Source organism: Pseudomonas sp. FW305-70 (genome assembly GCF_058783925.1).
Genome location: NZ_JBYSYZ010000009.1, coordinates 121,708 through 142,345, shown reverse-complemented (window position 1 = coordinate 142,345; position 20,638 = coordinate 121,708). Strand labels below are relative to the sequence as shown.

Here is a 20,638-nt window from a genome sequence, read left to right as displayed (position 1 = left end):
CCATGACCACTCCAATTCCATCGGTAGCAGTCGATCAAAGCCTGCTGTACCCGTCTCCGTACAAAGAATTCTGGCAAGCGTTCTCCAAGAACAAAGGCGCCGTCGCCGGCCTGATGTTCATGCTGCTGGTGATTTTCTGCGCCATCTTCGCCCCGTGGGTCGCCCCACACGATCCGAGCGAGCAGTACCGCGATTTCCTGCTGACTCCGCCAGCCTGGCTGGAAGGTGGGCAACTGCAGTTCCTGCTCGGTACCGATGAACTGGGTCGCGACCTGCTGTCGCGCCTGATTACCGGCTCGCGCCTGTCGCTGCTGATCGGTTTGTCGTCGGTGGTGATGTCGCTGATCCCGGGGATCCTGCTGGGTCTGTTCGCCGGGTTCTTCCCCCGCGTGCTCGGCCCGACCATCATGCGCCTGATGGATATCATGCTGGCCCTGCCGTCCCTGCTGCTGGCCGTGGCGATCGTCGCCATCCTCGGCCCTGGCCTGATCAACACCGTGATCGCCATCGCCGTGGTGTCGCTGCCGTCCTACGTTCGTCTGACCCGCGCCGCGGTGATGGGCGAACTGAACCGCGACTACGTGACCGCTGCGCGCCTGGCCGGTGCCGGTCTGCCGCGCCTGATGTTCGTCACCGTGCTGCCCAACTGCATGGCGCCGCTGATCGTTCAGGCCACCCTGAGTTTCTCTTCGGCGATCCTCGATGCCGCCGCACTGGGCTTCCTCGGCCTTGGCGTACAACCGCCAACCCCTGAGTGGGGCACCATGCTGGCTTCGGCCCGCGACTACATCGAACGCGCCTGGTGGGTGGTGAGCCTGCCTGGTTTGACCATTTTGCTCAGCGTGCTGGCAATCAACTTGATGGGTGACGGCCTGCGCGACGCGCTGGACCCGAAACTCAAGAACGCCGCCTGAGGAGATTCCCATGTCACTGTTAGAAATCAAGAATCTCAACGTTCGCTTCGGCGACAAGAACGCCACGCCCGTGGTCGACGGCCTCGACCTGAAAGTGGACAAGGGCGAAGTGCTGGCCATCGTTGGCGAGTCCGGTTCCGGCAAGTCCGTGACCATGATGGCGCTGATGGGCCTGATCGAGCACCCCGGCATCGTTACCGCCGACTCGCTCAGCTTTGACGGCAAGGACATGCTCAAGCTGAACAATCGCCAGCGTCGACAGATTGTCGGCAAAGACCTGTCCATGGTCTTCCAGGACCCGATGACCGCGCTGAACCCGAGCTACACCGTCGGCTTCCAGATCGAGGAAGTGCTGCGCCTGCACCTGAAAATGTCCGGCAAGGTGGCCCGCAAGCGTGCCATCGAACTGCTGGAAAAAGTTGAAATCCCGGGTGCAGCCAGCCGTATGGACGCCTACCCGCATCAACTGTCCGGCGGCATGAGCCAGCGTGTCGCGATTGCCATGGCGATTGCCGGCGAACCGAAACTGCTGATCGCCGACGAACCGACCACAGCACTCGACGTGACGATTCAGGCGCAGATCATGGACCTGCTGCTGGCGTTGCAGAAAGAGCAGAACATGGGCCTGGTGCTGATCACCCACGACCTCGCGGTCGTGGCCGAAACCGCCCAGCGCGTGTGCGTGATGTACGCCGGCCAGGCGGTCGAAGTCGGTCAGGTGCCGCAACTGTTCGACATTCCGGCACACCCTTACAGCGAAGCGCTGCTCAAGGCGATTCCGGAACACAGCCTGGGGGCCTCGCGCCTGTCGACGCTGCCGGGCATCGTTCCCGGTCGCTACGACCGCCCGCAGGGTTGCCTGCTGTCGCCACGCTGCCCGTACGTGAAAGACAACTGCCGTCAACAACGTCCGGCCCTTGACCAGAAAAGCAACAGCCTCGCTCGCTGCTTCTACCCGCTGAACCAGGAGGTGGCGTAATGGCCGTCGTTCTTACCGCCCGCGACCTGACCCGTCACTACGAGGTGTCCCGAGGCCTGTTCAAGGGTCACGCCACCGTGCGCGCCCTCAACGGCGTGTCGTTCGAACTGGAAGCCGGCAAGACCCTCGCTGTCGTCGGTGAATCCGGTTGCGGCAAATCCACGCTGGCCCGTGCCCTGACCCTGATCGAAGAGCCGTCCTCGGGTTCCCTGAAAATCGCCGGCCAGGAAGTCGCCGGTGCCGACAAGGCTCAGCGCAAGCAACTGCGCAAAGACGTGCAGATGGTGTTCCAGAGCCCTTACGCCTCGTTGAACCCACGGCAGAAAGTCGGTGATCAGTTGGCCGAGCCACTGTTGATCAACACCAACCTGAGCGCTGCGGAACGTCGTGAGAAAGTCCAGGCGATGATGAAGCAGGTGGGCTTGCGTCCCGAGCACTACCAGCGTTATCCGCACATGTTTTCCGGCGGCCAGCGCCAGCGGATCGCCCTGGCTCGCGCGATGATGCTGCAACCCAAAGTGCTGGTGGCAGACGAACCGACCTCGGCGCTGGACGTGTCGATTCAGGCACAGGTGCTCAACCTGTTCATGGATCTGCAGCAAGAGTTCAACACCGCCTACGTGTTCATCTCCCACAACCTGGCGGTAGTTCGCCACGTGGCCGACCATGTGATGGTGATGTACCTGGGTCGCCCGGTGGAAATGGGCACGAAGGAGGACATCTACTCCCGTCCCCTGCACCCCTATACCCAGGCACTGTTGTCGGCGACGCCAGCCATCCACCCGGATCCGGACAAGCCGAAAATCAAGATCGTCGGCGAGTTGCCCAATCCGCTGAACCCGCCACCGGGCTGCGCCTTCCACAAGCGCTGCCCCTACGCCACCGCGCGTTGCAGCACTGAAGAGCCGGCCCTGCGCTTGCTCGACAACCGCCAGGTGGCTTGCCACTACGCCGAGCAATTCCTCGACGGCGCGGCATAAAAAAACGCCTCGGTCATTGGGGCGCGCTTGAATCAGGCAAACCCCTTCTCTTGCGATTGCGCATCAATCGACGGAGGAGGGGTTTTCTTTTGTTTGCACAAGCGCACGGCCATTTCTGACAGTTACGCACGCCCAGCTGCTTTGTTTGAATCCTGTCGGAGAGTCATGTGTCACGTGACACAAGGCGTAGACCCGGAAACATTCAAACTACAGGGACAGGTGCAAGCATCATGGAAATTCAAGCAACAGACGAAAACGCTGGTCAACTAGACCCGGCATTTGGTGTTGTTGGCCAGATCCGGCCCAATTTTCTGGCCGGCTCGGTCAGGGCCGTTGTGTTATCGGGTGAAGGTGAACTGACCTACGCCACTCGGCAGGGAGAGGGTTTCACTGTGTACCGCACCGATTCTGACGGTATCAAGGACAAGGCGTTTGGCAATGACGGGAACACGGGGGAGTGGCAGTTCGTCAGCGGCAAGAAGGCAAGTCCGTCGCGTTTGCTACTGCAAGAGGATCGCAAGATCCTGGTGATCGGTGATACCCGGGAACCCGACGGTATTGGCCGAGCAGCACTGAGACGTTTTCATGCCAACGGCAGCCCTGACCTGGACTTCGGCAGTGTCGTCATTCCTGTAGCACAGCATGATTATTCCCAAGTGGCGTTGATCGACGGCTGTCTGCAGGGGGATGGAAAAGTGCTTGTGGCGTTCAGCTATTTCATCAGTGACTCCGAAGGGGCACTGCTGGTTCGCCTGCACAGTAACGGCGAACTCGATACCGGTTTCGGCAATAACGGTTTTGTCGAGATCGAAACCGGGGGCGACTTCATCCGGCTTTGCAGCGTAGTGATTCAAGAGGGAAAAATCGTTGTTGGCGGAACCACTGTGTCCGGCCAGCTCGTTCTTGCACGATTTGATCTGGAGGGGCAGGTCGATAGCCAATTTGGTGTCGACGGTTTTGCTTTCTTGGCAACAACGGATGGCTCACTCAAAATGAGTCAACTCATCGCACAGGCGGATGGCAAGCTGGTATGCGCCGGCGGTCTCCAGGAGAGCATGGGCGTGGCGATGAGGTTTACCGCAGACGGTCACCCCGATAAGTCGTGGAATGGCGGACTTCCTGTATTCACCAACGCCGGTCCTGAAACATTCTGGCGTTCCCTGGCCCCGCAACCGGATGGCAAGATTGTCGTGGTCGGTTACAACCGGGCATTCCATATCATCGCTGGCAGGTTGCTGCCCACTGGAGACTATGACACCCACTTCGGCGGGACTGGGGCCGGGTGGGTTTCTTTTGGTCCTTCAGGAGGATTGCCGTGGGATGTGAAGGTCCAGAGCGGTGCTCGCATTATCGTGGGCGGCGAGGCTTTCATCGAAGCAGGGAATCGCGGCCCGGTCGTCTACGGGCTTCAGGCCTGACCCCGTTCTCGACGGCGCGGCATAAAAACAGTGGGAGCGGGCTTGCTCGCGAAGGCGTCATGCCAGTCAGTATCAATGTCGACTGACAGACCGCTTTCGCGAGCAAGCCCGCTCCCACAGGGTTGGAGTTGTAACCCAACCCCTTCTACCTCGATTGCCTATCAGTCATGCTCGCCATCGAGCGATTACGTCTGGCTGTCGCTTTCTTCTTCATCGGAGTCCGGCTCGTCGGTGGTCGAGTCATCGTCGTTGTCAGCACCACCCTGCCCCAGATCTCCCGGTTCCGATTCGGATTTGGCAAGCATCAACCCCGCGTATCCCGCTTGCCCGCTCGAAGCCTGCTCCCCGTGATCGATGCACTCGGCCCACGCCGTCGACGTCCCGAGCGATAGCATCACCAACACCTTCAACAGCAGTAAAACGCGAAACAACCTGTTCATAGCCGATTCCTTCCTTTCGTGGAGTGCCTGTCTGGCGCTGAGTGAAATCTAGTTCCGATCAGCCGGGTTCTCCAGATTGGACGCTGACGAGCGAGCAGAAATGCACTCGGCGGAAAGACCGGTTTCAAATATACCCAATAGCCGGATCAACTAAGCGAAACAGTTCGGCCAGTCTACCCCTCAGGCTTGTCTGGAGCGCGAGGGCGGGTAGCCAGATAAATCATGGGGATGGACAGCAGCGCCAGTGCCGCACTGACCAGCCACACACTGTGCCCGCCAAAGTGACCGTACAACTGACCGCCAAGCATCGGCGACAACAGCGCACTCGCACTCCAGCTCATGAAAAACACGCCGAAGTACTGTCCGCTTTTTCCACGTTGCGCATGCTGCATGACCCGTGCATTCAGTGGTGGCATGAACAGCGCCTCGCCCAATGTCCAGACCACCGTCGACAGACAGGCATAGAACAGCCCGGAACCCAACGGCAACATACCGAGCCCACAGGCCAGCAACAGACTGCCCGCCACCAGTTGGCGACGCGTACCCCAGCGTTCACCCCAATGGGTCAACGGAATCTGTAACGACACCACCAATACGGCATTCAATGCGAACTGCCAGCCGATCGCTTCGGTGCTCAGGCGATAGTAATCACGCAGGTAGTTACCCAGCGTGCTGTAGACCGTGTCGAATGCCATCCCGAGCAAGACCGTCGTCGCCAATAACCAGAGAAAGGGTTTGTCGCGATACGGCACGCATGAGCCTGAACCGGTATCAGGTTTCTCGTCAGACACCAGCACCGGTCGGCGCCATGTCGTGCGGACAAACCAGAGCAAGGCCAACAGGGTCATGGCTGCACTGGCGAAGAACACCCAGCGAAAATCGGTCTGCGCCAAAACGCCGCCGGCCACCCCGGCAGCGGCCATTCCGAGGTTCCGGGCTACCCGGCTCAAGGCCTGTGCCCGGGAACGCTGCGCAACCTCGCAATACTCCATGATCAGCCGCTGATGCAGCGTACGGATCGCCCCGTCGACGGCCCCGCTGAGCAACAGCAGCCCGGCCAGCAACGGCACCTGCGTGACCAGCCCGAGCAGGATCAGCACCCACATCGACACAAAGAACAGCGCCGCGGTGAGCCGTGCCGTGCGCACATGGTCACTGAGCAAACCACCGAGCATCGAACCGATCAACAACCCAGCGCCATAGGCCGACAACAGCCAGCCAACGGTTTCAATAGCCAGCCCCAGTTCCTGACGCAGGTACAGCGCCATGAACAACTTGACCATGCTGCTCAGTCGATTGATGAACAACAGCGCCGCGAGCACCCAGGCCATCACGCCGAAATAGCCGTCCAGCCTCAGTAGATGAGTCAGCCGATGCGTCATTCCCTTGATCATCAAGATGGCCGCTGATTGCGAAATGTGTCTTGGACACTAAACGCCAACGACTGACTTGTCGCGGGCAAATCTCCCCATAGGGAAAAACCAGAGGCAGGCTACAAATGCGAAGGAAAAGACCTACATATTCGCCTCCAGCGCGAAATCAATCCAAAAAATGTTCATCACGCAATCCCGGGAAACTGTAGGAGCGGCCGGTCGACGCTCGATTGCTGGCGATGGGCTCAAGTGCGCCACGTTTATCCAGTTTGCGCGTCATCGTTAAAGTCCATCGCGAGCAAGCTCGCTCCTACAGAAGAGAGAAGAGCAAAAAAAAGCCCACTGCTTTCACAGTGGGCTTTCGGGTGTCGCCATTCAGCGCTTAATGATGCTCGCGGGTCGCGCGGAATTTCACGTCCGGCCAGCGCTCTTCCATCAGTGCCAGGTTGACCCGCGTAGGCGCGAGGTAGGTCAGGTGACCGCCGCCGTCCAGTGCCAGGTTTTCCACAGCCTTGTTGGAGAATTCCTCAAGCTTCTTCTTGTCGCTGCATTCGATCCAGCGCGCGGAATAAACAGTGATCGGCTCGTAGGAGCACTCGACCTTGTATTCCTCTTTCAAACGGCTGGCGACCACATCGAACTGCAGCACACCGACGGCGCCGAGGATGATGTCGTTACTGCGTTCCGGGAAGAACACCTGGGTCGCGCCTTCTTCGGCCAACTGCTGCAAGCCCTGGCGCAGTTGCTTGGATTTCAGCGGATCCTTCAGGCGCACGCGGCGGAACAGTTCCGGGGCGAAGTGCGGGATGCCGGTGAAGCCCAGGACTTCGCCTTCGCTGAAGGTGTCGCCGATCTGGATGGTGCCGTGGTTGTGCAGGCCGATGATGTCGCCGGCAAACGCCTCTTCCAGTTGCTCACGCTCGGAGGAGAAGAAGGTCAGCGCGTCGCCGATCCGCACGTCCTTGCCGGTGCGCACATGGCGCATCTTCATGCCTTTTTCGTATTTGCCGGAGCAGATACGCATGAAGGCGATGCGGTCGCGGTGTTTCGGGTCCATGTTCGCCTGGATCTTGAAGATGAAGCCCGAGAACTTCTCCTCCACCGGTTCCACGGTGCGCTCGTTGGCCACCCGGGCCAACGGGCGCGGAGCCCAATCAACGACGGCGTCGAGGACGTGGTCGACACCGAAGTTGCCCAGCGCCGTACCGAAGAACACCGGGGTCAGCTGACCGTCGAGGAATTCCTGCTGGTTGAACTCGTGGCAGGCGCCCTGCACCAGTTCAAGCTGTTCGAGGAAACGTTCGTACTCGTCACCCAAGTGCGCACGCGCCTCGTCGGAGTCGAGCTTCTCGATGATCTTGGTTTCGGTGCGCTCATGGCCGTGACCGGCGGTGTAGACAATGATGTAGTCGTCGGCGAGGTGATACACGCCTTTGAAGTCACGGTAGCAACCGATCGGCCAGGTGATCGGCGCGGCCTTGATCTTGAGGACGGCTTCGATTTCGTCGAGCAGTTCGATCGGGTCGCGGATATCACGGTCGAGTTTGTTGATGAAGCTGACGATCGGCGTGTCACGCAGACGGCAGACGTCCATCAGGGCGATGGTCCGTGGCTCTACACCTTTACCGCCGTCGAGAACCATCAGGGCCGAGTCCACCGCCGTCAGGGTGCGGTAGGTATCTTCGGAGAAGTCTTCGTGGCCCGGGGTGTCGAGCAGGTTGATCATGTGCTCGCGATACGGGAACTGCATGACCGAGGTGGTAATGGAAATACCACGCTGCTTTTCCATTTCCATCCAGTCGGAGGTGGCATGGCGGTCGGATTTACGAGATTTCACCGTACCGGCTACCGCGATCGCCTTGCCCATCAGCAAGAGCTTCTCGGTGATGGTGGTCTTACCGGCATCGGGGTGGGAAATAATGGCGAAAGTGCGGCGTTTCGCGACTTCGGCGGCCTGTTTGGTCATGGGAAATCGCCTGGCAGGTGATTCAAAAAAGGGCGCAGATTATAGCCCAAGTTGAGTCAATAACCGAACCGTTGAGCACATCAGGGGTGGCCAAACGCTGCCTTGGATGGGAACCTTTTAAAGCACGGAGACGTCCACTCCCCCGTAACGACCACTCGTCGGAGGCCTGAAACACCCGCATTTCAGCCTGACGAGGCTGTGCTCATGGCTCGATTGCCCTGCGCCAACCCCCTGTAGGAGCGAGCCCGCTCGCGATGGACTTCAACGATAACGCTGGGTACCGAATGTATGCGTTGCCTGGACGTTTTTCGCGAGCAAGCTCGCTCCTACAGTGGAGCGCGCTCGGCATGAGCTGCTTCTCGCGATCATTTTTTCGGCAGCCAGGAATGGCGTTGCCACGCGAAAAAGTGTTCGCCGACTGAAAAAAAGGAGTCCGCCTGTGGCTATCCGCTATGGCAAAGGGCTGATGGGAGGCGCGCTGGTAATCGCCCTTCTGGCCCTGCTGATCCAATGGATCGGCATCAACACGATCGAACACTACCGCGACGATTTGCTGTTTTACCTGCAAGCTCATCTGATTCTCGTCCTCGCTTCCATGCTGGCCGCCCTTGTCGTGGGTCTCCCCGCCGGTATCTTCCTCAGCCGCCCGTCCATGGTCGGGCGCGCTGAACGCTTCATGCAGTTCTTCAACATTGGCAACACCGTTCCGCCCCTGGCCGTCCTGGCCATTGCCCTGGGCATCCTCGGCATCGGCAGCGGCCCGGCCATCTTCGCCCTGTTCCTCGCCTCCTTGCTGCCCATCGTGCGCAACACTTATGAGGGCCTGAAAAACATTCAGGGCTCGCTCAAGGAAGCCGCCGTCGGCATCGGCATGACCCCGCGCCAGGTGCTATGGAAAGTCGAGCTGCCGAACGCCGTGCCGATCATCATCGGTGGCGTGCGCGTGGCGTTGGCGATCAATGTCGGGACGGCGCCGCTGGCGTTCCTGATCGGCGCCAACAGTCTTGGCAGCCTGATATTCCCCGGCATTGCCCTGAACAATCAGCCGCAGTTGCTACTCGGTGCCGCCTGCACCGCGTTGCTGGCCCTGTTGCTGGACGGCATGGTCACACTTGGCAGTCGCCTCTGGCTCGAACGCGGCCTGCGCCCGTCTTAAGCCTCGGCAAAGGAACTCTCATGAAAACAACAAGCTTTTTACTAGGCTGCGTTCTGCTGTGTGCAGGATTTGCCCAGGCCGCGGAAAAACCGTTGATCCGCATCGGCGCCCGGGTGTTCACCGAACAGACCCTGCTGGCGGAAATCACCGCGCAATACCTGAGCACCAAGGGTTACGACGTGCAAGTGACCGGCGGCCTGGGCAGCAATCTGGCCCGCAGCGCCCACGAAAGCGGTCAACTGGACATGCTCTGGGAGTACACCGGTGTGTCGCTGGTGGCCTACAACCATGTCACCGAAAAACTCGACAGCGAACAGTCCTACGCGCGGGTGAAAGAACTCGACGCACAAAAAGGCCTGGTCTGGCTCACTCCGTCGAAATTCAGCAACACCTACGCCCTTGCCCTGCCGAAAAACGTCGCTGACCAATACCCGCAGATCAACACCATCAGTGAGCTGAACAAGGTGCTGCACCAGGAGGCCAAGACCAACAATCTGGTGGCACTGGATACCGAGTTCGCCAACCGCTCGGACGGACTCGCAGGCATGGTGCAGCTGTACGACATGAACCTGACCCGCAACAACATCCGGCAGATGGACGCCGGGCTGGTCTATACCGCGCTGCGCAATGGCCAGGTGTTTGCCGGCCTGGTCTACACCACTGATGGTCGCCTCAATGCCTTCAAGCTGAAATTGCTGGAAGACGACAAGCACTACTTCCCCGACTACACCGCCGCGCCCGTGGTGCGTCAGGCCTGCCTCGATGCGCATCCGCAACTGGCCGCACAGCTCAAGCCACTGGCGGAACTGTTCGACGACAAGACCATGCGCGAGCTCAACGCGCGGGTGGATGTCGATCACCAGAGCCCTTCAGCCGTGGCCGCCGATTTCCTGCGCCAGCATCCATTGAACTGAGAAGGAGAAGTCATGGAATTCTTGAACGCCTTTTCCCATCTCGACTGGCAACAGGTGATGTATCTGACCGGGCAACACATCACGCTGGTCGGCATTGCCGTGACCCTGGCGATTCTGGTCGGCGTGCCACTGGGCATCCTGATGACGCGCTTCCCGAGCCTCGCCGGGCCTTTGCAGGCCAGTGCAACGGTGCTGCTGACGGTGCCGTCGATTGCCCTGTTCGGCCTGTTGCTGCCGTTCTACTCCAGATTCGGCCAGGGCCTCGGCCCGATGCCGGCAATCACCGCAGTGTTCCTCTATTCACTGTTGCCGATCATGCGTAACACCTACCTGGCCCTGACCAGCGTCGAACCGGGCATCCGCGAAGCGGCGCGCGGCATCGGCATGACGTTCGGCCAGCGCCTGCGCATGGTTGAGCTGCCCATCGCCGTGCCGGTGATCCTTGCCGGCGTACGCACCGCCGTGGTCATGAACATCGGCGTCATGACCATCGCCGCCACCATCGGTGCCGGCGGCCTCGGTGTACTCATCCTCGCTTCCATCAGCCGCAGCGACATGTCGATGCTGATCGTCGGCGCCGTGCTGGTCAGTGTGCTGGCGATCATCGCCGACCTGATCCTGCAAGTGCTGCAACGCTCGCTGACTCCAAAAGGACTGCTCAAATGATCGAACTTCAAAACCTCAGCAAGACCTTCCAAAGCAACGGCAAGGATGTGAAAGCCGTGGACTCGGTGAGCCTGACCGTCAATGAAGGCGAAATCTGCGTGTTCCTCGGGCCGTCGGGTTGCGGCAAAAGCACCACGCTGAAAATGATCAACCGCCTGATCACTCCGACCTCGGGCAAGATCCTGATCAACGGCGAAGACACCACCGGCCTCGACGAAGTGACGCTGCGCCGCAACATCGGTTACGTGATCCAGCAAATCGGCCTGTTCCCGAACATGACCATCGAAGAGAACATCGTGGTCGTACCGAAACTGCTCGGCTGGGACAAACAGAAATGCCACGACCGCGCCCGCGAATTGATGAGCATGATCAAGCTCGAACCCAAGCAGTACTTGCATCGCTATCCACGGGAGTTGTCCGGTGGTCAGCAACAACGGATCGGCGTGATTCGCGCCCTGGCGGCAGATGCGCCATTGCTGTTGATGGACGAACCGTTCGGCGCGGTCGACCCGATCAACCGCGAGATGATCCAGAACGAATTCTTCGAGATGCAGCGGGCGCTGAACAAGACCGTGATCATGGTCAGCCATGACATCGACGAGGCGATCAAGCTCGGCGACAAGATCGCGATCTTCCGCGCCGGCAAGCTATTGCAAATCGATCACCCGGACACCTTGCTCGCGCACCCGGCGGATGAGTTTGTCAGCAACTTCGTCGGCCAGGACAGCACGCTGAAACGCCTGCTGCTGGTGAAAGCCGAAGACGCGGCGGACAACGCGCCCTCCGTCAGCCCGCAAACCCCGGTGGCCGAGGCGCTGGAGTTGATGGACGAACATGACCGTCGCTACGTGGTGGTGACCTGCACAGAGAACAAGGCCCTGGGTTACGTAAGACGTCGCGACCTGCACCGTCAGACCGGCACCTGCGCGCAATACCAACGCGAGTTCAACGCCACGGCGGCGTACGACGAGCATTTACGCATCCTGCTGTCGCGCATGTACGAGTTCAACCGGTCGTGGTTGCCGGTGATGGATGCCGAGCGGGTGTTTTTGGGTGAGGTGACGCAGGAGTCGATTGCGGCCTACCTGAGTTCGGGACGTTCGCGAGGGATGAAAACCAATATTGTCTCGCCGGCCGAGGCAGTAGTCGCCTGACAGCTTGCTCGGTAAAAATACAAAACCTGTGGGAGCGAGCTTGCTCGCGATGGCATTTTCACAGCCAACATCGTAGTTGACTGACATAACGCTATCGCGAGCAAGCTCGCTCCCACAGTTTATGTGCAATTTTTCAGGGATTCGCAGGTCGGAAAAAAATATCAACAGCAGCGGATGCAAAAGCTATCCGAACATACCTTTTGAAATAGCCAAATCCCCCCTCAGCCCACCTTCTCGCAGCTAACGTCGCCGATGTTGACGCCATCACACTTATCTATGACTTGGCGCACAACAGCATCGAACGTGCAGGTATTTTTAACACTTCGCAATTCTTCGGGAACATCCGACTGTCATCTGAGTCGGTTACAAAGAGTGATGCCCGCAACGCGCGTCAGAAGAGTGCAAAAACGCGACATTTTTTGTTGATCTCAAGCCCCTCACGCCCTAAAGTTCGCGCCGAACGTCCATGCTGGAAACGATCCATCCGGCTCAAGTACTGACGACGAGACAGCAAGGCCAAGGGAAAGCTGCACTTCCCATGGCCTTTTTGCTTTCGGCGACATGCCTTGGGAAGTAGGCGAACCAAAGTGGGGATACGGAGGACGTTCATTTGCACCCATTGATAATTTTAGTTTGCCAGTAGGAGTTCCCAGCATGTCGATCCAGGTCGAAGACTATTTCGCGCGTGAAACCTTTCAGAAAATGAAGGCGTTCGCCGACAAACAGGAAACCCCGTTCGTGGTGATCGACACCGCGATGATCGCCCAGGCCTACGACGACCTGCGCGCCGGTTTCGAATTCGCCAAGGTCTACTACGCGGTCAAGGCCAACCCGGCCGTCGAAATCATTGACCTGCTCAAAGAGAAAGGCTCGAGCTTCGACATCGCCTCGATCTATGAGCTGGACAAAGTGCTGGGCCGTGGCGTCAGCGCCGAGCACATCAGCTACGGCAACACCATCAAGAAATCCAAGGACATCCGCTACTTCTACGACAAGGGCGTGCGCCTGTTCGCCACCGACTCCGAAGCCGACCTGCGCAACATCGCCAAGGCCGCCCCGGGTTCGAAAGTCTACGTGCGTATCCTGACCGAAGGCTCGACCACCGCCGACTGGCCGTTGTCGCGCAAATTCGGTTGCCAGACCGACATGGCCATGGACCTGTTGATCCTCGCCCGCGACCTGGGCCTGGTGCCTTACGGCATCTCCTTCCACGTCGGCTCGCAGCAGCGCGACATCAGCGTCTGGGACGCGGCGATCGCCAAGGTCAAAGTGATCTTCGAGCGCCTGAAAGAAGAAGACGGCATCCACCTGAAGCTGATCAACATGGGCGGCGGCTTCCCGGCCAACTACATCACCCGCACCAACAGCCTGGAAACCTACGCGGAAGAAATCATCCGCTTCCTCAAGGAAGACTTCGGTGATGACCTGCCGGAAATCATCCTGGAACCGGGCCGTTCGCTGATCGCCAACGCCGGCATCCTGGTCAGCGAAGTGGTACTGGTCGCACGCAAATCCCGCACCGCGGTAGAGCGTTGGGTGTACACGGACGTGGGCAAGTTCTCCGGCCTGATCGAAACCATGGACGAAGCCATCAAGTTCCCGATCTGGACCGAGAAAAAGGGCGAGATGGAAGAAGTGGTCATCGCCGGCCCAACCTGCGACAGCGCCGACATCATGTACGAAAACTACAAGTACGGCCTGCCGCTGAACCTGGCCATCGGTGATCGCCTGTACTGGCTGTCGACCGGTGCGTATACCACCAGTTACAGCGCTGTCGAGTTCAATGGTTTCCCGCCGCTGAAATCGTTCTACGTGTAACCCCTCTGTAGGAGCGAGCTTGCTCGCGAAGGACCTGAGGCAACGCGCTCATCCAGTATGAACGCGTTATCGGTGACGGCCTTCGCGAGCAGGCTCGCTCCTACAAAGTTGCCAACTGTTCGGCACGACGTTTGTAATCCACAGCCATCGCCTGAATCTGCGGATGATCGGCGGCTGACAATGCTTTGTGCGCCACCCGCAGAAACTTCAGATTCCCGCCTGTCAGCGCCTTGCGCAGCCAACCCAGGGCCTCGTCGGTTTGGCCGGCGTGGGCCAATACCGCCGCATGGCTGAACTGCCCGCGAAAATCCCCGCCCTCGGCCGAGCGCCGATACCAGTCATGGGCTGCTGGCAAATCCATGGGAGACACTTGCCCCTCTTCCAGGTATCGACCCAGAAGGTTCATCGATTTGGCATGGCCCGAGTGTGCCGCGCGTTGATAGTAGGTAAACGCCAGCGCCTGATTCTTGCTGACCCCACGCCCGGTCGCCAGCAGGTTGGCGTAGTTGTACATCGCCCAATCCAGTCCCGCCTGCGCCGCGACTCGATAATGCCGAGCAGCAAGCGATGCGTCGGCAACGCAACCCCAGCCATGCTCATGACAACGGCCAAGCATATTGCGTGACATCAGGTGCCCCTGGCGCGCGGCGATGCCAAACCAGCGCATCGCCAGCGGCTGGTCCTGCGCGATTCCCTGGCCGTCGAGCAGAATCTGCCCGAGCAAGGCCTGGGCCTCGACTTCACCTTCACGTGCGGCGATCAGGATGGCCTGGGCGGCGCGGGCCGGACTTTCGTCGAGCATGGAGCGCAGGCGTTCGCCGTCGAGCATTTCCTCTCGGCGTAAACGAAAATCCGCCACTTACACCTCGACCCAGCGACGCAACAGATTGTGATAGGCGCCGGTCAGGCGAATCAGCGATGGATGATCAGGAACATCGCGAGTCAGTTGCTGGATGGCCCCGTCCATCTCGAACAACAGGGCGCGCTGACTGTCTTCGCGCACCAGGCTTTGCGTCCAGAAAAACGAGGCAAGTCGCGTTCCGCGTGTCACCGCGTTGACCTTGTGCAGGCTGGTGCCGGGGTACAGCACCATGTCGCCGGCGGGCAGTTTCACGCGCTGGGTGCCGAAGGTGTCCTGGATTTCCAGCTCGCCGCCGTCGTAATCCTCAGGCTCGCTGAAGAACAGCGTGGCGGACAAATCCGTGCGCACCCGCTCGATGCTGCCTTTGGGCTGACGCACCGCGTTGTCGATATGGAAATCGAAACTGCCACCGGCGGTGTAACAGTTCACCAGCGGAGGAAAGACTTTGTGCGGCAGTGCAGCCGACATGAACAGCGGATTTTTCCACAGCCGCTCCAGCATCGCCGCGCCGATCTCCTTGGCCAACGGATGCCCTTCAGGCAGTTGCAGATTGTGCTTGGCCTTGGCTGACTGGAAGCCGGCGGTGATCTTGCCATCGGCCCAATCGGCCTGTTCCAGAGCCTCGCGAATGCGCTGCACCTCGTCTTTCTCGAACAGGCCTGGAATGTGCAGCAGCATGACAAGACACCTGAATACAAAGGGGTACCAATGGTATTGATTCTTATTGCCTGTGTAAAACACATCTGACGAATGAGTCAGCAGAAACCGTAAGGTTAAATTGTAAAGATTGTAAATTCAGTGCGAATAGTAATGTTTCGCAATTGTTACGAATACCTATTTACCCTATATTCCGCGGCCTCAAATCCTTGGGGAGGGGAATTCAAATGTCGCGTCAACAACCACAAGTACCGGTCAGTTCACCACGTCTGCTCGCATCGGCCATCGGCATGGCGATTACTGCCGGCTCTGCGGGCCACATGGTTTTCGCGGCGGAGAAAACCGACGGGAAAGCACCGGACAATGTGATTTCGCTGGGCGCCACCGCCATTACCGGCGAAGCCCAGGACGAGACAAGCTACAACGTAGAGAAAGCCTCCTCGCCCAAGTACACCGCGCCGCTGATCGACACACCGCGCTCGGTGACCGTTGTTCCGCAGCAAGTCTTGAAAGACACCGGTTCGCTCAACCTGCAGGACGCGTTGCGCACTGTTCCAGGCATCACCTTCGGTGCCGGTGAAGGCGGTAATCCGCAAGGCGACCGTCCGTTCATCCGCGGCTTCGACGCCCAGGGCGACACCTATCTGGACGGCGTGCGCGATACCGGCTCCCAGAGCCGCGAGATCTTCGCCGTTGAATCGATTGAAGTCAGCAAAGGCCCGAACTCCGCGATCGGCGGCCGTGGCGCAGCAGGCGGCAGCATCAACCTGGTCAGCAAGAAAGCGCACCTGGGCGATTCGCTCGACGGTGGTTTCACCTGGGGTTCCGACCAGACCCAGCGCTACACCTTCGACGGCAACTACCAGTTCACCGACACCGCCGCAGGCCGTCTGAACCTGCTGAGCCACGAGAGCAACGTCGCCGGGCGTGACAGCGTCAACTACGACCGCTGGGGTGTTGCACCGTCCCTGGCCTTCGGCCTGGGTACGGACACTCGCGTCAACCTCGACTACTACCACCTCGAAAGCAACGACACGCCGGATTCGGGCATTCCGTATTCGATCCCGGCCGGTGGCTCGGCTGCGCGTACCAAAGCCAATCCGGACAAGCCGAATGACGGCGGCGACAGCAGCAACTTCTATGGCCTGAACGACCGCGACTTCCGCAAGACCCGCGTCGATACGGCGACCTTCGCCATCGAGCACGACCTGAGCGACGCGCTGACCATCAAGAACACCCTGCGTCACGGCACCAGCATGCAGGATTACATCCTGACCCAGCCGGATGACAGTAAAGGCAACGTCAACAATGGCAGCGTCTGGCGCCGCGCTAACACCCGCGTGAGCAACACCGAGACCACCACCAACCAGACCGACCTGTTTGGTGATGTCTACATCGCCGGTTTCAAGAACAGCTTCTCCACCGGTGTCGAGTACACCCATGAGGAAAACCAAAAGTCCTCGTACAACGTCAACACGGACACCACCCCGGGAACAACCCCGGTAACCACCAACTGTTCGCCGGCCCTGATCGGCGCGCCAAGTGGCTACAACTGCACCTCGCTGTCCAATCCGAACCCGAATGATCCGTGGAACGGTGCCATCTCGCGTAACTACGCCGGCACTGACACCAAGGCCGACACCTACGCACTGTATGTGTTCGACACCCTGACGCTGTCCGAACAGTGGCTGGTGAACATGGGCCTGCGTTACGACCATTTCGACACCAGCTACAAAACCTTCAACGGTTCCAGCGTGACCACGTCCAAGGGCGATGACACCAGCGAATTCGTTACCGGTCAGTTCGGCGTGGTGTACAAACCTGCGGAAAACGGCAGCATCTATGCGTCCTACGCGACGTCTGCCACTCCACCGGGCAACACCCTGGGTGAAGGTTCGGAGGGCAACCCGTTGGGTGGCACGCCGGATCGCAACGGCAACCTGCTGAAAAGCGACATGGAGCCGGAAACCACCAAGAACTACGAAATCGGTACCAAGTGGGACCTGTTGAACGATCGTCTGTCCGTGACCGCCGATATCTTCCGCACCGAGAAAGACAACGCTCGGGTGCAAACCAACACCACCACTTATGAGAACGCCGGCAAAACCCGCGTTCAAGGTATCGAACTGTCGGCCAGCGGCAAGCTCACCGACAAATGGCAGGTCTTCGCCGGTTACGCCTACATGGACAGTGAACAACTCGATGGCGGTGATATGCCGGCCAACAAAGCCAACGACGGTAACGAACTGCCGAACACGCCGAAAAACAGCGCCAGCCTGTGGACGACCTATCAGGTCACGCCGAAGCTGACCATCGGCGGCGGTGCGTTCTATGTCGATGACGTGTTCGGCAACGTAGCCAACACCACCATGGTTGACTCCTACGTTCGTTACGACGCGATGGCAGCCTACAAGCTGAGCAAAAACGTCGACCTGCAACTGAACGTGCAGAACCTGACCGACGAAACCTACTACGACAAGGCGTTCTCGACTCACTTCGCCAACCAGGCGGCCGGTCGCACCGCGTTGCTGAGCACCAACTTCCACTTCTGATGGACATTTGAATACGCAACCTCTTCTGTAGGAGCGAGCTCGCTCGCGATGGTCGTCAACGATGACGCGGTTAGCCTGAAACCCCACGTCGTTCTTGAGTTCATCGCGAGCAAGCTCGCTCCTACAGAGGTCGGTGTTGGCGCAAAAGCCCCGTTCATCCAGATGAACGGGGCTTTTGCGCGTAAAAAAATGCTTCTCGACAACCCCACGGCATAATGCGCGCCGTGATGAATCAACTTGAACGAACAAGGCGAGTGACGTGTTGAAGAAAACCCTGTTCCAGTTGCACTGGTTTTTCGGCATCAGCGCCGGGCTGGTCCTGGCCCTGATGGGCATTACCGGGGCGGCGGTGTCGTTTCAGGATGAAATCCTGAGCACACTCAACCCTTCTGTGTTGCAGGTCGAAAAACAGCTCGCCGGTGTGCTGCCGCCTGCCGAACTGGTGGAGCACATCGAAGCCGCTTCGGGCAAAAAAGTCTCGATGCTCACCGTGGAAACCGACAGCGGCAACGCCGCCAAAGTGTGGTTCACCCCGCCGCCGGGTGAACGCCGTGGCGAGATGCGCTACTTCGACCCGTACACCGCCGAGCTCCTCGGCGATGCCTCAGGCCAAGGCTTCTTCGGCCTGATGCTGCAACTTCACCGCTTCCTCGCCATGGGCGACACGGGTCGGCAGATCACCGGCGCGTGCACGCTGATCCTGGTGTTCTTCTGCCTGTCCGGCCTGTACCTGCGCTGGCCGCGCCAGTGGAGAAGCTGGCGCGCCTGGCTGACCCTGGACTGGAAGAAAAAGGGTCGCAGCTTCAACTGGGACCTGCACTCGGTGGCCGGCACCTGGTGCCTGGTGTTTTACCTCCTGGCAGCACTGACCGGGTTGTCCTGGTCCTACGAGTGGTACAACAAGGGCCTGACCCGGTTGCTCTCCGACTCACCGCAGAACGAACGCGTTCGCGGCGGACGTGGCCCTGCGCCGCAAGGTCCGGCACCAACAGCCGATTACGCAGCAATGTGGAGCAGCATCTACAGCGCTGCCGGCCCGCAACTCAGTTCCTATAACGTGCGCATGCCGCCAGTGGCCGGCCAGCCAGCGACCGTTTACTTCCTGCTGAAAACCTCGCCCCACGACCGGGCGCTGAACCAGATCACCCTCGACCCGGCCACGGGCTTGGTCAAACGGGTTGACCGCTATAGCGACAAGAGCCTCAAGGCGCAATTGCTGACCAGCATCTATGCACTGCATGTCGGCAGTTACTTCGGCATCGTCGGGCGCATCATCCTGACCCTCACGGCGCTGAGCATGCCGCTGTTCTTCGTCACCGGCTGGATGCTGTACCTGGATCGTCGTCGCAAAAAACGCCAGATCAAGGATGCGCGCAAAGACCTCGTGCAAACCGCCAGCGATGTGCCAGCGTGGCTGATCGGCTTCGCCAGCCAAAGTGGTTTTGCCGAGCAGCTGGCGTGGCAGACTGCCGGCCAATTACAGGCCGCCGGATTAGCGGTGAAGGTGCAGCCACTGGCAAATGTCAGCGAACAGGATTTGCGTGACTCCAGTAATGCGCTGTTCGTGGTCAGCACCTTCGGCGACGGCGATGCACCGGACAATGCTCGCGGTTTCGAGCGCAAGGTACTGGGTAAGACTTCGACGCTCGACAGCCTGAACTACGCCGTGCTCGGTCTCGGTGATCGTCAATATCAACACTTTTGCGGGTTCGCCAAACGCCTGCATCAGTGGCTGAACGAACACGGCGGCAAGACGCTGTTCGCGCCAGTGGAAGTCGACAGTGGTGATCCCTACGCCCTGCGTCACTGGCAAACCCAGCTCGGTCTGCTCACCGGGCAGGCACCGGTCGATACCTGGCAGGCACCGAGCTACGACAACTGGACACTGGTGCGTCGCGAACTGATGAACCCTGACAGCAGCGGTTCGCCGGTTTATCTGTTGGGCCTGATTGCTCCGAACACCAGCAGTTGGCTGGCCGGCGATCTCGTCGAAGTGCTGCCGCGCAACTGCCCGTGGGCCATCGAACACTTCCTCGACGGCCTCGGTATTCGTGGCGAGACCATAGTGAAAATCAACGGCCTCGAAGAGCCGCTTGAAGTAGCGCTGGCCTCGCGTCAACTGCCGGAACACCGCGCGCATCTGGTGGGCCTGCATGCTCAATCATTGGTCGATGCGATGGTGCCATTGGCTGTGCGTGAATACTCGATCGCCTCAATTGCAGCAGACGGCGTGCTGGAGCTGATCGTGCGCCAGGAGCGGCATGCCGACGGCAGTCTCGGCATTGGTTCCGGCTGGTTAACCGAACATACGCCGGTGGGTGGCAGCATCAGCCTGAGGGTACGGCGCAACAGCGGATTCCATTTGCCAAACGAGCCGGTGCCGATGATTCTGCTGGGTAACGGCACGGGTCTGGCCGGGTTACGCAGTTTGCTCAAGGCGCGGATTGCTGACGGTCAACAGCGTCAGTGGTTGCTGTTTGGCGAGCGAAATCGTGAGCACGATTTCCTCTGCCGCGCAGAACTGGAAGAATGGTTGATCAACGGTGATCTGGCGCGTCTCGACCTGGCCTTCTCGCGGGATCAGGCCGAGAAGATCTACGTGCAGGATCGCTTGAAGGAGTCGGCCGAGGAACTGAAAAAATGGCTGGCAGAGGGTGCGGTGATTTATATCTGCGGCAGTATGCATGGGATGGCCAGCGGGGTTGATCAAGTGTTGCAGGAAGTCCTGGGAGCAGCGCAGGTAGAAACGCTTATCGAACAAAACCGTTATCGCCGCGACGTCTACTGAG

The 20,638-nt window shown here is 59.6% G+C and carries 17 protein-coding genes; 12 read left to right on the top strand and 5 right to left on the bottom strand.

The features are described 5' to 3' along the window. Positions 1–2: 2 nt before the first annotated feature. The 4 genes from AC3WN7_RS09815 (at position 3) to AC3WN7_RS09800 (ending at position 4,291) form a co-directional block, all read left to right on the top strand. Positions 3–914, top strand: a complete 912-nt coding sequence (locus AC3WN7_RS09815; protein ID WP_095965919.1) for an ABC transporter permease subunit — start codon at positions 3–5, stop codon at positions 912–914. A gap of 10 nt (positions 915–924) precedes the next feature. Next, complete coding sequence (locus AC3WN7_RS09810) at positions 925–1,893, top strand: ABC transporter ATP-binding protein (protein ID WP_102674672.1); 969 nt, start codon at positions 925–927, stop codon at positions 1,891–1,893. Then, positions 1,893–2,873, top strand: coding sequence for a peptide ABC transporter ATP-binding protein (locus AC3WN7_RS09805; RefSeq protein WP_007973052.1), 981 nt, complete (start codon positions 1,893–1,895; stop codon positions 2,871–2,873). The genes AC3WN7_RS09810 and AC3WN7_RS09805 overlap by 1 nt, the downstream gene beginning before the upstream one ends. Before the next feature lie 230 nt (positions 2,874–3,103). After that, positions 3,104–4,291 carry a hypothetical protein gene (locus AC3WN7_RS09800; protein ID WP_102674673.1) on the top strand — a complete coding sequence of 396 codons (1,188 nt, stop codon included), beginning with the start codon at positions 3,104–3,106 and terminating at the stop codon, positions 4,289–4,291. A 185-nt stretch (positions 4,292–4,476) separates the two neighbouring features. On the opposite strand, the gene AC3WN7_RS09795 is transcribed toward AC3WN7_RS09800, so the two are convergent. The 3 genes from AC3WN7_RS09795 to AC3WN7_RS09785 form a co-directional block, all read right to left on the bottom strand. Then, entirely contained in the window at positions 4,477–4,731 is a 255-nt protein-coding gene (locus AC3WN7_RS09795; protein ID WP_102674674.1) for a hypothetical protein, read from the bottom strand. A gap of 173 nt (positions 4,732–4,904) precedes the next feature. Then, the gene (locus AC3WN7_RS09790; RefSeq protein WP_102674675.1) at positions 4,905–6,113 is read right to left on the bottom strand and encodes an MFS transporter; all 1,209 of its coding nucleotides are present in this window, start codon (positions 6,111–6,113) and stop codon (positions 4,905–4,907) included. Positions 6,114–6,486: 373 nt separating this feature from the next. Beyond that, positions 6,487–8,070 carry a peptide chain release factor 3 gene (locus tag AC3WN7_RS09785; RefSeq protein ID WP_007973058.1) on the bottom strand — a complete coding sequence of 528 codons (1,584 nt, stop codon included), beginning with the start codon at positions 8,068–8,070 and terminating at the stop codon, positions 6,487–6,489. A 466-nt stretch (positions 8,071–8,536) separates the two neighbouring features. Here AC3WN7_RS09785 and AC3WN7_RS09780 point away from each other — a divergent pair, with 466 nt between their 5' ends. From AC3WN7_RS09780 to AC3WN7_RS09760, 5 genes are all read left to right on the top strand, one after another. Then, a complete protein-coding gene (locus AC3WN7_RS09780; protein ID WP_173862107.1) occupies positions 8,537–9,226 on the top strand; it encodes an ABC transporter permease in 690 nt (229 codons plus the stop codon). A 20-nt stretch (positions 9,227–9,246) separates the two neighbouring features. Continuing rightward, positions 9,247–10,140, top strand: a complete 894-nt coding sequence (locus tag AC3WN7_RS09775; protein WP_102674677.1) for a glycine betaine ABC transporter substrate-binding protein — start codon at positions 9,247–9,249, stop codon at positions 10,138–10,140. 12 nt (positions 10,141–10,152) lie between these two features. Continuing rightward, the gene (locus AC3WN7_RS09770; RefSeq protein WP_102674678.1) at positions 10,153–10,806 is read left to right on the top strand and encodes an ABC transporter permease; all 654 of its coding nucleotides are present in this window, start codon (positions 10,153–10,155) and stop codon (positions 10,804–10,806) included. Further along, complete coding sequence (locus tag AC3WN7_RS09765) at positions 10,803–11,960, top strand: osmoprotectant ABC transporter ATP-binding protein OsmV (protein ID WP_102674679.1); 1,158 nt, start codon at positions 10,803–10,805, stop codon at positions 11,958–11,960. Before AC3WN7_RS09770 ends, AC3WN7_RS09765 begins: the two co-directional genes overlap by 4 nt. 654 nt (positions 11,961–12,614) lie before the next feature. Beyond that, positions 12,615–13,778, top strand: coding sequence for a type III PLP-dependent enzyme (locus AC3WN7_RS09760; RefSeq protein ID WP_015093460.1), 1,164 nt, complete (start codon positions 12,615–12,617; stop codon positions 13,776–13,778). Between the two features lie 100 nt (positions 13,779–13,878). Here the strand turns inward: AC3WN7_RS09760 and AC3WN7_RS09755 are convergent, their stop codons facing one another. Both AC3WN7_RS09755 and AC3WN7_RS09750 read right to left on the bottom strand, forming a co-directional pair. Beyond that, on the bottom strand, positions 13,879–14,637 hold the full coding sequence (locus AC3WN7_RS09755) for a tetratricopeptide repeat protein (protein WP_102674680.1): 759 nt from the start codon (positions 14,635–14,637) through the stop codon (positions 13,879–13,881). Then, positions 14,638–15,318 (bottom strand): Fe2+-dependent dioxygenase, encoded by a 681-nt coding sequence (locus tag AC3WN7_RS09750; RefSeq protein WP_102674681.1) that lies wholly within the window; start codon positions 15,316–15,318, stop codon positions 14,638–14,640. A 206-nt stretch (positions 15,319–15,524) separates the two neighbouring features. Between AC3WN7_RS09750 and AC3WN7_RS09745 the strand changes: the two genes are divergently transcribed. The 3 genes from AC3WN7_RS09745 to AC3WN7_RS09735 are packed head-to-tail and all read left to right on the top strand — an operon-like array spanning position 15,525 to position 20,637. After that, positions 15,525–17,849: a TonB-dependent receptor gene (locus AC3WN7_RS09745; RefSeq protein WP_102674682.1), complete on the top strand. Its 2,325-nt coding sequence runs from the start codon at positions 15,525–15,527 to the stop codon at positions 17,847–17,849. A gap of 48 nt (positions 17,850–17,897) precedes the next feature. After that, the gene (locus AC3WN7_RS09740; protein ID WP_158247842.1) at positions 17,898–18,065 is read left to right on the top strand and encodes a hypothetical protein; all 168 of its coding nucleotides are present in this window, start codon (positions 17,898–17,900) and stop codon (positions 18,063–18,065) included. Positions 18,066–18,108: 43 nt separating this feature from the next. Continuing rightward, a complete protein-coding gene (locus AC3WN7_RS09735; protein ID WP_102674683.1) occupies positions 18,109–20,637 on the top strand; it encodes a PepSY domain-containing protein in 2,529 nt (842 codons plus the stop codon). The last annotated feature ends 1 nt before the right edge of the window (position 20,638 follow it).